Here is a 15,164-nt window from a genome sequence, read left to right on the forward strand (position 1 = left end):
TTTTGTTTAACAATCGGCACTACCCGTTATTGATTAAAACCCAAATTTTACTGTCTCTTCATGATTTCTAATAGTTATAGTCGCTTCGAAATCTTTTCTCCACACTCCAAATTGTCCTCCGTGGAATTTAGATTGTGCATGACCTGAGTTGAAATATATTGTTCTATTTAATTTTCTATTGCCACTTTTTACTGTTAGTTTTGCTGGACCAGAATATCCTCTGTCTCCTTCTTTTGCATCTATAAATACAGTGAATATTCCGGCGTGTCTTTTAGATGGTGCAAATTTTTCTACAGTAATTTCGCCTTTTTCTTTTGGTATTACAATTATTGTAATGCTTGTTTGTAATCCTTCTTTTGTTTTGATATCTAACTTTGTTCTTCCGATTTTTTTAGCAGTAATCACTGATTTTGAATCGATGTCAATTATGTCATGGTTACTTATATTGAAATCAAAATTTCTTGTAGCAGTTTGTGGATAAGTTAAAATTTTTGGATCCAAATTAAACTTATCGCCTTGTTTAATAGTCACTGATGGAACTGATACTCCCAAACTTCTAACAACTTTAGGATCTAGTTCTTGATTATCTATCGGTGGTTTAGGCGGTATAACTGGGATTTCTGTATTATCTGGATCTGTTTTTGGATCGTAATCATTATCCCCAATTACCTCAATCATTTTTCTATCAGGAACTCTAATTCCTTCTGGAGCTACCAATAGATTAAATCTTTGTGTAATTTTTCCATCGACTGTTTTTATCAAAATATTTGCATTACCAACATTTACTGGATAAACTGTTCCGTCGTTTTTAACAACTGCAACATTTTTGTCCAATGATTCAAAAACAACCGGATCGTTGTTGAATTTTTCTGGTTGAACTGTCGCATGAAGTTTTCCTTTTTTCTTAACGCTAATGAATCCTTGACTACCTTCTTTTACAGTGATTGAAGTTGGCTCTTCGATTACTTCATCCGGATCAACTTCTGGAACTGTATCTCTTGGAAGTACTTCTCCAGTAGTTCCGATAGCTTTTATACAAGCATTTGCGTTTTTAACTTCCTTAGTCAAATCAGTCCATTTGTCTCCTTGTGATGAAACATAAGATTGACCTTCTTGCGCTTTTGCTTTGGAAGCATAATCTGCAATCGGCATTTCAATAGGCATTGGATATTTGTAATTAGCAGCTGATGAATCCATGTACGCTACTATTGCAAATCTTTCGCCTTTTTTTACTTTGATTTGGGTAGTATTTAATGTGTAATATCCTGGGTATTCAATCACACCGCTGCCGATTTCTTCTCTTTTAGCTGCCAAATCATCTGTAGATTGTAAATCTCTTACAATGTACAATTTGTATTGTGTATTCATAGCAACTGTGAATAAACCCGCTTGGTAAATTGTTTGATCTTCATTAGAAGTAAATACATTTGCAATGTATCCTTGCATATTGTATCCAACACTTCTTGTTGCTCCGAAATCGTCGTATTGTGAAATTACCGCATTAGGATCTTTCCTTTGAGGAATAAACACTGCATTGGATTTTCCACAGAAACCATCGTAATACGATACGTAGTAGTAACCGCCATCCATGAAGCTTGTTCCCCAACTATTTTTTACAATCCATGCTCCATCTCCAGGAGCCTTTGCTTGGAATAAATTTTTTGAAAAGTTATCATCCCATCCTACAATTGTTCCTGCGTGATCTGCTTTTCCGCTTCCAGGATTGTAGTAACTTTTAGTTTCTTTCTTTTCGTAATATTTTTGAGAACTTAAAGTTGTATACACTCCACCATATTCCATAATAGCTTGTTTGATAACATTAGTTTCATTTGCATTGTGAACATCAGGTAGATAAATAACTTTATCCAAATCAAATGCTCTTTTCACATTTGTAGGTGAAACATTAATGTAAGCATCGTAAGGATCGTCTTTTTCTAAAATCGGACCTGTCCCTCTAGCAAGATATGATGTTGCAATATCTCTGTTACCTCCATCATTTGGACCCCAATCGAACCCATGCATGTTTCTCATGTGTTTTTCACTAAAATCAAATTCTTTTCCAAATAATTTTAAATAAGATTCCATGGAACCATATGTAGCAAATGTCCAGCAAGAACCATTTTGTCCTTGATTTTTGACTGAGGAAACTCTGTTAGTTTTTCTCAAATCATATTTTGCTGGCAATGCTGCTCTAGAAGCTGAACGAACTGAATCGTAAGATGTCTTCAATGGAGAGATTAACAATTCGTCATCCTTGGAATTTTCTTTAAAACTATTTTCAACGGGACTTAATTCTAGTTTAGAATTTTTGTTTTCATCTGCAAACGTTGGACCAGTAACTAACATCGATGAAACTAGAACTGTTCCTAGTAGTAGACTCAAAAACTTTTTAATTTTCATAACGCCCTCCTATTGAAATATGCTACTAAATTAATAGCCTTAATAAATATGCTCTAATTCTTAAAATTATTTTGAATCTAGATATTTATTAATTTAGTTTTTGGTATTTGTTGATTTTATTATATCACATAATTTCAAAAAATCTATATTATTAAGGAAATTTTACATTAATTATTTAAAAATTTACATTTTTTAAAATGGATTTTAACATACTACAGTGTTAAATGACTGAAAATCACAATATTCATCATTTTTTTGAATTTTCGAAGATATATATTTATTCTTCCAAAAGTAGTATAATATAGTTGTTAATTCTTAATAGTGTTAAGTATACTATTTTAACCCTGAATTAATATTTAAAATCATTGCAAGGAGTTGAATATGAAAAGAAAAAATTTATTGCTTTTTATTGCGGTTTTTACGTTGCAATCACTGTTTTCTACAAGTTTTGCAGAAAGTCAAAACAAATTCAAATTAAACGATGATTTAACTGTAAAAGAAATCGATTTTTCTGAAGCGCCTCGTAATCCCGCATTTAGCAGACAAATGAGTAGTCCTAAGACTACTAAAAACTACGGTTCAAACGAAGATCCTTTCTTGGTTAATACAAACTACGATTTGTTTAATCAAAAAGAAGACATTCCAAGACAAAAGGCTTATGGAATTCCTGCAAACTACGATTTGCGTCAGCACAACAGAGTTACTCCAGTAAAAGCTCAGGGACCAAACGGATCATGTTGGGCGTTTGCTACTTATGGTTCTGCAGAATCGAATATGCTCACAAATGGTCAATTCACAGATTTTTCTGAAAAACATTTGAGAAACACTCATGGTTTTGACTGGGGTCCTGATCAAGGTGGTACAAGAGCAGTCGCTGCAGCTTATCTATCAAGATGGTCTGGACCAATTTGGGAAAAAGATGATCCTTATTCTGCTTACGATTTTAGCTCTCCCTATAATTTACTTCCAGCAAAGGAATTGAAGGAAGCTTTGTACATTCCAGATGTAAACAATAATCAAGATCGTGACAGATTAAAAAGAGCGATAATGAGATACGGTGCATCTTACACAACTGTAAATGGTGACACAAATTATACTAATTTCTATACTATGAGTCATTACAATCCTGGTTATGGTTGGCAAAATCACGCTGTAACTATTATAGGATGGGACGATGATTATTCAAGATACAATTTCGGTATAACTCCTCCTGGAGATGGTGCTTGGCTTGTAAAAAATAGTTGGGGCGATCGTTGGGGAAATCAAGGTGGATATTATCATGTATCGTATTATGATGCTCACATTTCTAAGGGAAACTGTATTTTTGTTTTAAAAGAAAAAGATAGAAATAAATCCATCTGGTATTATGATGATTTGGGAATGACAGATAGCATCGGCTACAATCAAACTGGTTGGTTTTCAAATATTTTTGGTCCTGTTAGTAGAACTAGCCAAATCGACGAGGTTGGTTTCTTCGTTCCATCAAACGGTGCCCAATACGAAATTTATGTAAATACAAATATCGGTGGAAATAGTGGTTTCAATGATAAAGTTTTGGTTGCACGTGGAACTGTGGAAAACGCAGGATATACAACTGTCAAATTCAATCCACAAAAAATAAATGCAGGAGCTTATTTTGCACCAATTGTAAAACTTACAACTCCTGGTTACAGCTACCCTATTCCAATTGAATCTATGATTTACGGATATTCTTCAAGAGCAAGAGCTGGATACAATCAATCATTTATTTCTAACGATGGATATAATTGGTCTGATTTGGCGAGAAACAGAGCAAACGCAAATGTATGCTTGAAAGCTTTCACAAAACCTTATTCAGGAACCAATGTCAATCCAACACCAGACCCTGATCCAGTGGATCCTACTCCACAACCAGATGTTCCTGAACCTGATCAAGAAATTAGAGTAAATAAAATCACAGTGTCAGAAGACAATATTACTTTAAGAGTTGGAGAAGATTCTCAAATAAATACAAAAGTTTATCCAGAAAATGCGACAAACAAGGAATTGATGTGGTCATCCTCTAATACGAATGTGTGTGCTGTAGATAATTCTGGATTAATAAGAGCTTTAAGTCCCGGACAATGTTATGTAACTGTTAAGTCTGCAGACAATCCTAGAATTTTGCAATACATCAGAGTTAACGTACTAGAAAATGAAAAGCCAAATATTGATGATAGTGTTGACAAGGATGTCAAAGTCCAAAGTATTATTATGTATCCTTCCTATAAAAAAACAAAAGTAGGCGACAAATTCAGAATTGATACTAGAATATTACCTGCAAATGCCAAAAACCGCGATATAACTTGGGAAAGTTCGGACGAAAACATCGCATCAGTAGATAACGCTATGGTTGTATGCAACAATCCAGGTAAAGTAAAAATATTTGCCAAATCAAAAGACGGTTCAAACGTTTCAAACTTTGCTGTAATTTATGTAGAAGGTGACAGCCCTGAAAGCAATATGGCAGTAAATATTAAGTCCAATGTCTACAGAAATTCAATATCTATAGGTAATACTAATAATATTTCCGCTGTAGTAACAGATTCAAACAAAAGAAACATAAAAGATGCAAAAGTCAAATTCACAATTACCAAACCGTCTAAGAAATTAATAGAAAAAGAATTGACTACAAACTACCGTGGACAATCTATACTATATTTAAAATCCGACGAATTAGATGAAGCTGGAACTTACGATGTAAATATCACAGCTACAGATTCAAAAGGCAATACTAACGAAGATAATGTAAATTTTGAAGTAAAAGATAACAGAATAACTTTTGAAACTAAAGTTGATTTGGACAATACAGAAATCAAATTGAACCAAAATTCTATGATAACTGTAACTTCTAAGACTAATACAAGAAGAATTTCAGGTGCAGATGTAGTATTAAGCATCACTGATGAAAATGATAATAAACAAGAAAAAAGATTTAGAACTGATAGCTACGGTAATTGTTACTACACATTCAGACCAGAAAAACCAGGAAGATATTATATTGAAGCCACAGTTTCAAAAACAGGCTACAAAAATTCTTCAGCAAATACAACACTTATTGTAAAAGATACTGAAAACAAACCTGAAACAAAACAAACCGTAAAGTTAAAGTTCGAAACAGATAAAAAATCTTATAATCTTACTGATACAGCGAACATTAAAATATTTGCTACAGATGAAAACGACAAGAAAATCGCAAATTTAAAATTAAATATTAGAATTAGAAATCAAAAAGGATTCGATCAAACAATTACTAAAACAACTGATTCGAATGGTGTTGCAACCATGTTTATAAAACAACAAACTGCAACATCACCAACAGATTTCACAGTAAAAGCTTGGTGTGAATCAAATCCAAACACTTCGTTTGATTTGAAGGTTTCATTTGGTAGTTCAGATAAACTTCAATTCAATTCAATCTACAGTCCGTATAATTTGTATAGCAAATATAACAACAATTATGTAATTCACAATTACATTAGAAATATTAGATAAAATTAACGCCCTTTATCGTATGTGATAAAGGGCGTCTATTTTAGTTATTCAAATAATTCTTCAAAAATTCTTTAACTCTTTCGTGTTTTGGATTTGTGAACATTGTTTTTGGATCTGTATCTTCAATGATGTAGCCTTCATTCATGAAACAAACTCTTGTAGACACATCTCTTGCGAATTGCATTTCATGTGTTACTACTACCATTGTCATTCCAGATTCTGCAAGTTTTGACATTACTTGCAATACGTCGTTAACCATTTCAGGATCTAGTGCAGATGTTGGTTCGTCAAACAATAAAACTTCTGGATTCATACACAGTGCTCTTGCAATAGCAACTCTTTGTTTTTGTCCACCTGATAACATGCTTGGTTTCTTATGTGCATGGTCAATCATTCCTACAAGTTCCAAATATTTTTTAGCTTCTTTAACAGCCGATTCCTTGTCTCTATTCAAAACTTTGATTTGAGCGACAGTGCAATTATCCATTACACTCATGTTTTCAAACAAATAAAATTGTTGAAATACCATACCTACTTTAGATCTGAATTTATTTTGATTAAATTTGGAAGAAAGTATGGATTCTCCATGATATAAAATATCTCCACCTGTTGGTTTTTCAAGTAAATTGATGCATCTTAACATAGTAGACTTACCAGAACCTGATGATCCGATTATAGATAGAACTTCTCCTTTTGATATCGTAAAGTTGATATCTTTTAGAACTTCTACTCCGTCGTAACTTTTTTTCAAATGCTGTAATTCTATTATTTTATTTTCCATTGAACATTCCTCCAGTAGTAGCTTCCATTACGTATTCTCTGTTATTTGATTTCTTTTCAATAAATAATAAAAGTCTTGTTAAAGAGAATGTCAACACGAAATATATAATGCAAGTAACTGCATAAGTTTCAAATATATTATACGTTGAGCCTGCAATTGATTTAGATACGAAGAATAATTCTGTAACACTGATTACGTTCAATACCGATGTATCCTTAATGTTGATTACAAACTCATTTCCTATAGAAGGCAAAATATTTTTGATTGCTTGTGGCAAAATTACATTAATCATGGATTGACCGTGTGTCATTCCCAAAGCCTTACAAGCTTCCATTTGTCCGACATCCACAGAGTTAATTCCACCACGTACAACTTCAGACAAATAAGCTCCTGTGTTGACACTAACAATGAACAAAGCTGCACTAATTGGCGCCATGTCTATTCCAAGATATAATTTGGCTCCAAAATAAATCAACATTGATTGTACCATCATTGGTGTTCCTCTGAATATTTCAACATAGCAAGCTAGAATAAAATTGATAACTTTGTGAAGATAATAAGTGAATTTATTTTTATCTTTATCTAGTTTCATATTTCTAATAACTGCAACCAGTATTCCGATTAGAAATCCAATAATTGTCGATACACTGGCTATAAACAATGTCATCAAAGCACCTTTTAAGAAAAGTGATCCGTATTCATTAAAAATGCTTTTTACTTTTGATAAGAATCCTTGTGGTTGGTCTTTTTCCACGTTCAATCTTACCATTTCCTGCATCAACTTATCTCTTTCTTCTGGACTTATTTTCTTCAAAGCTTCATTGATTTTTTCTGTCAAATCAGAATTTTTCTTCACACCGATTGCAATTGATGTATCTTCAGCTGATGTTTCAAATCCCGAACCTTTTTCAAATTCAATGTATGAAAGCTCAGCATTAGATGCTTCTGCACTTAATGCTTGTGGTTTTTCGGCCACATATCCATCTATCTTCTCCGCCAAAACTGCAGACAGCATTGATGGAAAACTTTCCATTGCTGGTAGTTTGTCGCAATCTTTGATTTGATCAATTACTGTATAGTGGAATGTGTTCAATTGACCAGTAATTTTAAAATCTTTTAAATCATTTAATGATTTTGCTTTGATATATTTACTGTCTTTTTTTGTTACAATTACCAAATCAGAACTGTAATAAGTATCCGAAAAATCAATTTGTTCTTTTCTTTCTTTTGTTGGACTCATTCCTGCAATTATCGCATCAACTTTTCCGCTCATAACTGCCGGTGCAAGTCCGTCCCACTCCATTTTTACTACAACTAATTTCTTGCCCAAACTGTCGGCGATTTTTTTAGCTATTTGCAAGTCGTATCCGTTTGCATATTCACCCTTGCTGTTTTCAATAGGATAGGCTCCATTTTCATCTGTCGATTGTGACCAGTTAAACGGTGCGTAGTTCGCCTCCATTCCTATTACAAATGTATCTTTTTCTGCAAAAGATTCGGTGTCAATGAAAACAAACATCATCATTAGTATCATAAGTACGCTGATGAGTTTTCTGGTAAAGTTTTTCATTTACTCCCCCTTTTAATATTCGATATCCATTAAATACAATCCACAAGGTTCAATCGTAATTCCTGCAGACTGTCTGTCTTTATTTTCCAAAGCATTTTTAAGCCATTCTATGCTTTTTCTCCCTCTGGCTACATCAACCATGCTTCCAACCAAAATTCTAACCATATTCCTAAGAAAGCTTTCCGCCTTAAATGTAAATACAATATCGTCGTCTATTCTTTCGATTGTAATCTCATCAATAGTTCTAATTGGATTCGTATCTTCTTCCAAATCATTAACGAATGATGTAAAATCATGTTTTCCAATGAGTATATCTCTGCATTTTAGCAACAAATCAAAATCTAAGTAGTATTTTCTGTGACCCTTATAATCATTAAACCAAGGCTCCATATAGTATTTGTTGCATAAAATGTATTTATATGTCTTTGATTTTGCACTAAATCTCGCATGAAAATCCAAATCCACTTCTTCTGATTTTACTATGACAATTGAATCACTCGTGAAGTGGTTGACTCCCATTAGAAATTGGTTTGCTGAAATATCTGTGTCAACAATGAAGTTACATACTTGACCTTTTGCATGAACTCCTTTGTCAGTTCTTCCAGCTCCATTTATTTTGACTGGTTGATTAACCATTTTTGTCACTGCTTTTTCTATTTCTAATTGTACGGATGGCAAATCATTCAACTTCTGCCATCCGTAAAATTTTGAACCGTCATATTGAACTGTCAATTTTATGTTTTTCATATTATTCTACTCACAATAATTAAAATGAATAATAAAATAATAACTCCATAAGCTATGAAATCTCGTTTTTGATACGATAATTCATTAAGTCTTGTCCTTCCTTCTCCTCCACGATAACATCTAGCTTCCATGGCTATTGCAAGTTCTCCTGCTATTTTTAAAGCATTTATAAACAGTGGAACTAGAAGTGGTACGAGGTTTTTAGCTCTCTTGATTATATTTCCCGATTCAAAATCTGCGCCTCTAGCCATTTGAGCTTTCATTATTTTGTCTGTTTCTTCAAATAGTGTCGGAATAAACCTAAGTGCTATTGTCATCATCATTGCAAATTGATGAGCAGGAAATCCTATTTTAGCAAAAGGATGAAGCATTTTTTCCATAGCATCTGTCAATTCGATTGGTGATGTTGTCAAGGTCAATAAACTCGTACCTAAAACCAAGAATATCAATCTAAATGCCATAAAAAATCCCAAGTTCAATCCGGATTTTGTAACAGTAAATATTTTCCATTTCCAAACAACTTCACCCGGTGTCATCAATACGTTAAGTATAAATGTCAACAAAATAATTGGGAGAAGTGGTTTAACTCCTTTGAATACAAAATTTGGTTTTATTTTTGAAATTTTGATTATAGCTATTAGGAACACCAATACAGGTGCGTATACCCAAAGTTTACTTATAAGAAATATCGCAATAATATATAAAAATACAAATGTTACCTTTACTCTTGGATCAAGCTTGTGAATAATACTATCAGATGCAAAATATTGACCAACTGTTATATCTTTTATCATGATTTTGCCTCCATAGCTTTTTTTATGCTTTCATAAGCTTGTTCAACATTCAAGCAATCCGTTTTGACATCTAGTCCTTTTTCTTTCAATCTTCTCACAACTTGTGTCGATTGTGGGATGCTAAGTCCAATTTCTTTTAGCTCTTTTTCTTTGCTAAACACAACTTCCGGCTTATCATCCATAAAGATCTGACTTTTGTCGATAACAATTACTCTGTTGCAAAGTTTTGCGATATCTTCCATGCTATGGCTTACCAAAATAACTGTCATGTCTTCTCTTTCAAAAAGTTGTTTTATTTGATTTAAAATCATATCGCGTCCCAATGGATCGAGCCCTGCAGTTGGTTCATCTAGTACTAAAAATTTTGGTTTCATCGCCAAAACACCGGCGATTGCTACTCTTCTTTTTTGTCCGCCAGATAATTCAAATGGTGATTTTTCTTTCATGTGTTCAACATCTAATCCAACAGCATCGCAAGCCCACTCTACACGTTCTTTGATTTCTTCATCTGTAAGCCCCAAATTTTTCGGACCAAATTCAATGTCTTTGTAGCAAGTTTCTTCAAACAGTTGATACTCTGGATATTGGAATACTAATCCAACATTTTTTCTTATATCTGTTTTTACTTTTGTCTTGGTTGATATTCCGTCAACCAAAACATCGCCACCTGTTGGTTCCAATAATCCATTCAAATGTTGTGCTAGTGTTGATTTGCCGCTTCCAGTGTGTCCTATAATTCCAATAAATTCTCCAAGATTTATCTCTAAATTGATATCTTTGAGGGCTACTTTTTCAAATGGATTTGATTTGTTATAAATATGTTCTAAATTTTTGCATTCTATCTTCATATCTATCACCTAACACTCTCCAAAGCTTCAACGAGTTCGTCTACAGTAAGGACATCAGCTCTGACATTTATATTTGATTTATTTAAAAGGTAGCTTATTTCTGTAGGTTCTGGAACATCTAGGCCAATTTCTTTCATTTGTACAACATTTGAGAAAACTTTCCTAGGAGTTCCTTCTAGAACTACATTTCCTTCATTGATCACGATTATTCTGTCTGCATTTACACATTCTTCCATGTAATGAGTAATATGGATTATAGTTTTGCCCATTTCTCTTAATTTCAACACAGTATCTAATATGTCTTTTCGTCCTTGTGGATCGAGCATTGCCGTTGGTTCATCCATTAATAAACACTTTGGATTCATTGCTAATATGCCTGCAATAGCAATTCTTTGTTTTTGACCTCCAGATAATAGTGCTGGTGAATGTCGCTTGTACTCACTCATTCCCACAAGTTCAAGACATTCATCTACTCTCTTGCGAAGTTCTTCTCTTGGAACTCCCAAATTTTCAGGCCCAAATGCCACGTCCTCTTCAACGATTGTCGCTACCAATTGGTTGTCAGGATTTTGGAATACCATCCCACACATTTCACGAATATCCCACAAGCTATCATCATCTTTTGTATTCATATTCCCAACTAAAATATCCCCTTCTGTTGGAATATATTGAGCATTAATGAGTTTTGCTAATGTAGACTTCCCAGATCCGTTGTGGCCTAATACGCAGATGAATTCTCCCTCTTTAATATCTATGTTTAAGTTTTTTAATACTTTTTTTGATGAACCTTCATATTGAAAACTTAAGTTTTTTATTTCTATGATGTTTGTATCCTTTTTCATCAAAACTCCTCAATTTTATAAAAAAAGGGATGCTAATACACATCCCTTAATTCTTAAATATTATTTATCTTCATCTTGTAATAATTCGTAATTTCCAGATTTTACTGTAGATTCTTCCTCTACTTCAGATTCATTTATTTCTTGTGCTTTTTCAGCTTCAATCATATCTTCTTCAGCTTTACCGTCATAATCTACTTCAATTCTGTCATATTTTGCTATTCCTGTACCGGCAGGTATTAGTTTACCAATTATTACATTTTCTTTTAAGCCTATTAAGTGATCAACTTTTCCTTTAATAGATGTTTCTGTTAATACTCTTGTAGTTTCTTGGAATGATGCTGCAGATAAGAAACTTTCAGTTGCAAGTGATGCTTTTGTGATACCCATTAGTGAATGAGTTCCTGTTGCAGGAGTTTTTCCTTCTTTGACAAGTTGTTCATTAGTCATCTTGAAATCTCTCGCATCTACTACACTACCTGATAAGAACCCTGAATCTCCGCTTTCTTCGATTTTAATTTTGCTCATCATTTGTCTGATTATTATTTCAATGTGCTTATCGTCAATGTCTACACCTTGTAATCTGTAAACTTTTTGAACTTCTCTAATTATATAATCACGAACGCCTTCAGCCCCGTTAACTCTAAGAATATCTTGTGGATTGATTGAACCTTCTGTTAATGGTTCTCCCTTTTCAACATGATCTCCGTCGTTAACTCTAATGTGAGCGCCGTATGGAATTTGATAAACTTTTTCTTCGCCGTCTTCAGCAGTTACGATAACATCATTTCTCTTTTTGTTTTCTTGGATTTTTACAGTACCTTCTATTTCAGTAATGTAAGCAAGTCCTTTTGGTTTACGAGCTTCAAATAATTCTTCAACTCTAGGAAGACCTGATGTGATTCCTACTCCGGCGATACCACCTGAGTGGAAAGTTCTCATTGTCAATTGTGTACCTGGTTCACCTATTGATTGTGCGGCAATTATACCAACTGCTTCACCAATGTTTACAGGCTTACCAGTAGCTAAGTTTCTACCGTAACATTTAGCACAAACACCGTGTTTCATCTTACATCCAAGAACACTTCTTACCTTAACTTCTTTGATACCTTTTGATTCTATTCTTTCCGCAATAGCTTCATTGATCATATCATTTTTATGAACTATGATTTCTCCAGTATCCAAATCGAGAATATCTTCGAATGCGTATCTACCAATAATTCTAGATTTCAAATCTTCAACTTGTCTGTTACCGTCTTTGATTTCTTTTGCAACTATATATTCATCAGTACCACAATCATCTTCAGTTATGATTACATCTTGCGATACATCTACAAGTCTTCTTGTCAAATATCCAGAGTCTGCAGTTCTAAGCGCTGTATCTGATAGACCTTTTCTTGAACCGTGTGTTGAAATAAAGAACTCTTGTACTGAAAGACCTTCACGGAAGTTTGATGTGATAGGAATTTCGATTGTATTACCAGCAGTATCGGACATAAGACCACGCATACCACCTAATTGTCTGATTTGGTTTTCACTACCACGGGCTCCAGAAACGGCCATTATATTCAAGTTATTATCAGCAGGAAGGTTTGTCATCAATGCTTTAGTTACATCTTTAATACATTGTTCCCAAATTTCGATAACTTTCTTGTATCTTTCTTCGTTTGTAATATCCCCTTGAAGATAGATATCTTGAACCATATCAATTCTTTGTTCAGATTGTTCAATGATAACTTTCTTTGAATCTGGAATTGTAATATCTCCCATTGATATTGTCAACGCACCAATTGTAGAATACTTGTATCCCATAGATTTGATGTAATCTAACAATTCAGCAGTTCTAATATTTCCATATTTTCTGAAAGTTAAATCGATGATTTTAGATAGCATTTTCTTGTCTACTTGCAAATCAACTTCAAGTGAATATGGATCTTCTTCTCTGTTCACCATACCCAAATCTTGAGGGATTCCTTCGTTGAAGATAAATCTACCAACAGTGCTTTCTACAATTTTACTTGTACCATCGTTATTCACACTGTCACGTTTAACTTTTACTATTGTTTGCAATGTTACATAATGCATTGCATAAGCTAACATCATTTCATCTATATCTTTGAAGATTAGGCCTTGTCCTTTTTGACCTTCTTTTCTTGTAGTCATATAGAATGAGCCCAATACCATATCTTGTGAAGGAGTCGTGATTGGCTTACCATCTTTTGGTGCAAGAATGTTGTTCGTACTTAACATCAAAAGTCTAGCTTCTGCTTGTGCCTCTGGAGATAGTGGCAAATGGACTGCCATTTGGTCACCGTCAAAGTCCGCATTGTATGCAGTACATACTAATGGGTGAAGTTTGATAGCTTTTCCTTCAACTAATATTGGTTCAAATGCTTGAATACCAAGTCTGTGCAATGTCGGTGCACGGTTTAACAATACTGGATGATCGACTATAATATCTTCCAAAACATCCCACACTTTGTCGTTTTCTCTTTCAACTAATTTCTTAGCATTCTTAACGTTATGTGAAATTTCTCTTTTAACTAATTCTCTAATTACAAATGGTTTGAACAATTCAAGAGCCATTTTCTTAGGAAGACCGCATTGATAGAATTTCAAGTTTGGTCCGATAACTATTACTGAACGACCAGAATAGTCAACTCTCTTACCTAACAAGTTTTGTCTGAAACGACCAGATTTACCTTTAAGCATATCTGACAAACTCTTTAACGGTCTGTTACCAGGTCCTGTTACAGGTTTACCACGTCTACCATTATCTATAAGTGCATCTACTGCTTCTTGAAGCATTCTTTTTTCGTTTCTTACAATGATTTCAGGAGATCCAATGTCCAATAATCTTTTTAGACGATTATTTCTGTTAATAACCCTTCTGTATAAATCATTCAAATCACTAGTAGCAAATCTTCCACCTTCAAGTTGTACCATTGGTCTGATATCCGGTGGAATAACTGGGATTACATCCATAATCATCCATGAAGGATCATTCTTTGATTCAATGAATGCTTCTACAACTTCAAGTCTTCTTAAAATCCTAACTTTCTTTTGTCCAGTTGCCCCTTCGAAAGTTTCAGTTAAATTTTTGTATTCTTCTTGTAAGTCTATTTTTTGAAGAAGTTCTTTGATTGCTTCAGCTCCCATTTTGGCTCTGAAATCAACATCTTCTTCGTACTTATCACAGTATTCTTCGTATTCTTGTTCAGTTAATAATTGTTTTTCGTATAAATCAGTTTTACCTGGATCTATTACTACAAATGATGCAAAATAAAGAACTTTTTCAAGTGCTCTAGGACTCATATCCAATAACAATCCCATACGTGATGGAATTCCTTTGAAATACCAGATATGACTTACAGGAGTTGCAAGTTCAATGTGTCCCATTCTTTCACGTCTAACTTTTGATTTAGTAACTTCTACACCACATTTCTCGCATACAATACCCTTGTATCTTATTCTTTTGTATTTACCACAATTACATTCGTAATCTTTTGTAGGTCCAAATATTTTTTCACAGAATAAACCTTCTTTTTCAGGTTTTAGTGTTCTATAATTTATAGTTTCTGGTTTTTTAACTTCTCCCCAAGACCATTGTCTGATTTTGTCTGGTGAAGCCAAACCAATTTTCATAGCTTCAAAAGTATTTTTTTGTACCAA

The 15,164-nt window shown here is 33.6% G+C and carries 9 protein-coding genes; 1 reads left to right on the forward strand and 8 read right to left on the reverse strand.

Annotation, left to right across the window (positions count from 1 at the left end; genetic code table 11):
• Nucleotides 1–33: 33 nt before the first annotated feature.
• A complete protein-coding gene (locus ACU68U_RS03985) occupies nucleotides 34–2,400 on the reverse strand; it encodes a lectin like domain-containing protein (RefSeq protein WP_154272215.1) in 2,367 nt (788 codons plus the stop codon).
• A 381-nt stretch (nucleotides 2,401–2,781) separates the two neighbouring features.
• Between ACU68U_RS03985 and ACU68U_RS03990 the strand changes: the two genes are divergently transcribed.
• On the forward strand, nucleotides 2,782–5,913 hold the full coding sequence (locus ACU68U_RS03990) for a lectin like domain-containing protein (protein WP_446762800.1): 3,132 nt from the start codon (nucleotides 2,782–2,784) through the stop codon (nucleotides 5,911–5,913).
• A gap of 40 nt (nucleotides 5,914–5,953) precedes the next feature.
• On the opposite strand, the gene ACU68U_RS03995 is transcribed toward ACU68U_RS03990, so the two are convergent.
• The 7 genes from ACU68U_RS03995 to rpoC are packed head-to-tail and all read right to left on the reverse strand — an operon-like array spanning nucleotide 5,954 to nucleotide 15,164.
• Nucleotides 5,954–6,694, reverse strand: coding sequence for an amino acid ABC transporter ATP-binding protein (locus tag ACU68U_RS03995; RefSeq protein ID WP_154271615.1), 741 nt, complete (start codon nucleotides 6,692–6,694; stop codon nucleotides 5,954–5,956).
• On the reverse strand, nucleotides 6,684–8,264 hold the full coding sequence (locus tag ACU68U_RS04000) for an ABC transporter permease subunit (RefSeq protein ID WP_274983538.1): 1,581 nt from the start codon (nucleotides 8,262–8,264) through the stop codon (nucleotides 6,684–6,686). Before ACU68U_RS04000 ends, ACU68U_RS03995 begins: the two co-directional genes overlap by 11 nt.
• Nucleotides 8,265–8,276: 12 nt before the next feature.
• Nucleotides 8,277–9,011, reverse strand: a complete 735-nt coding sequence (truA, locus tag ACU68U_RS04005) for a tRNA pseudouridine(38-40) synthase TruA (RefSeq protein WP_446762801.1) — start codon at nucleotides 9,009–9,011, stop codon at nucleotides 8,277–8,279.
• Nucleotides 9,008–9,805 (reverse strand): energy-coupling factor transporter transmembrane component T family protein, encoded by a 798-nt coding sequence (locus ACU68U_RS04010; RefSeq protein ID WP_446762802.1) that lies wholly within the window; start codon nucleotides 9,803–9,805, stop codon nucleotides 9,008–9,010. Before ACU68U_RS04010 ends, truA begins: the two co-directional genes overlap by 4 nt.
• Entirely contained in the window at nucleotides 9,802–10,653 is an 852-nt protein-coding gene (locus tag ACU68U_RS04015; RefSeq protein ID WP_094203907.1) for an energy-coupling factor transporter ATPase, read from the reverse strand. The genes ACU68U_RS04010 and ACU68U_RS04015 overlap by 4 nt, the downstream gene beginning before the upstream one ends.
• A gap of 5 nt (nucleotides 10,654–10,658) precedes the next feature.
• The gene (locus ACU68U_RS04020; protein ID WP_446762803.1) at nucleotides 10,659–11,495 is read right to left on the reverse strand and encodes an energy-coupling factor transporter ATPase; all 837 of its coding nucleotides are present in this window, start codon (nucleotides 11,493–11,495) and stop codon (nucleotides 10,659–10,661) included.
• 60 nt (nucleotides 11,496–11,555) lie between these two features.
• Nucleotides 11,556–15,164, reverse strand: a complete 3,609-nt coding sequence (rpoC, locus tag ACU68U_RS04025; RefSeq protein WP_446762815.1) for a DNA-directed RNA polymerase subunit beta' — start codon at nucleotides 15,162–15,164, stop codon at nucleotides 11,556–11,558.

This window comes from Finegoldia sp. P3-F-LR (genome assembly GCF_052932165.1).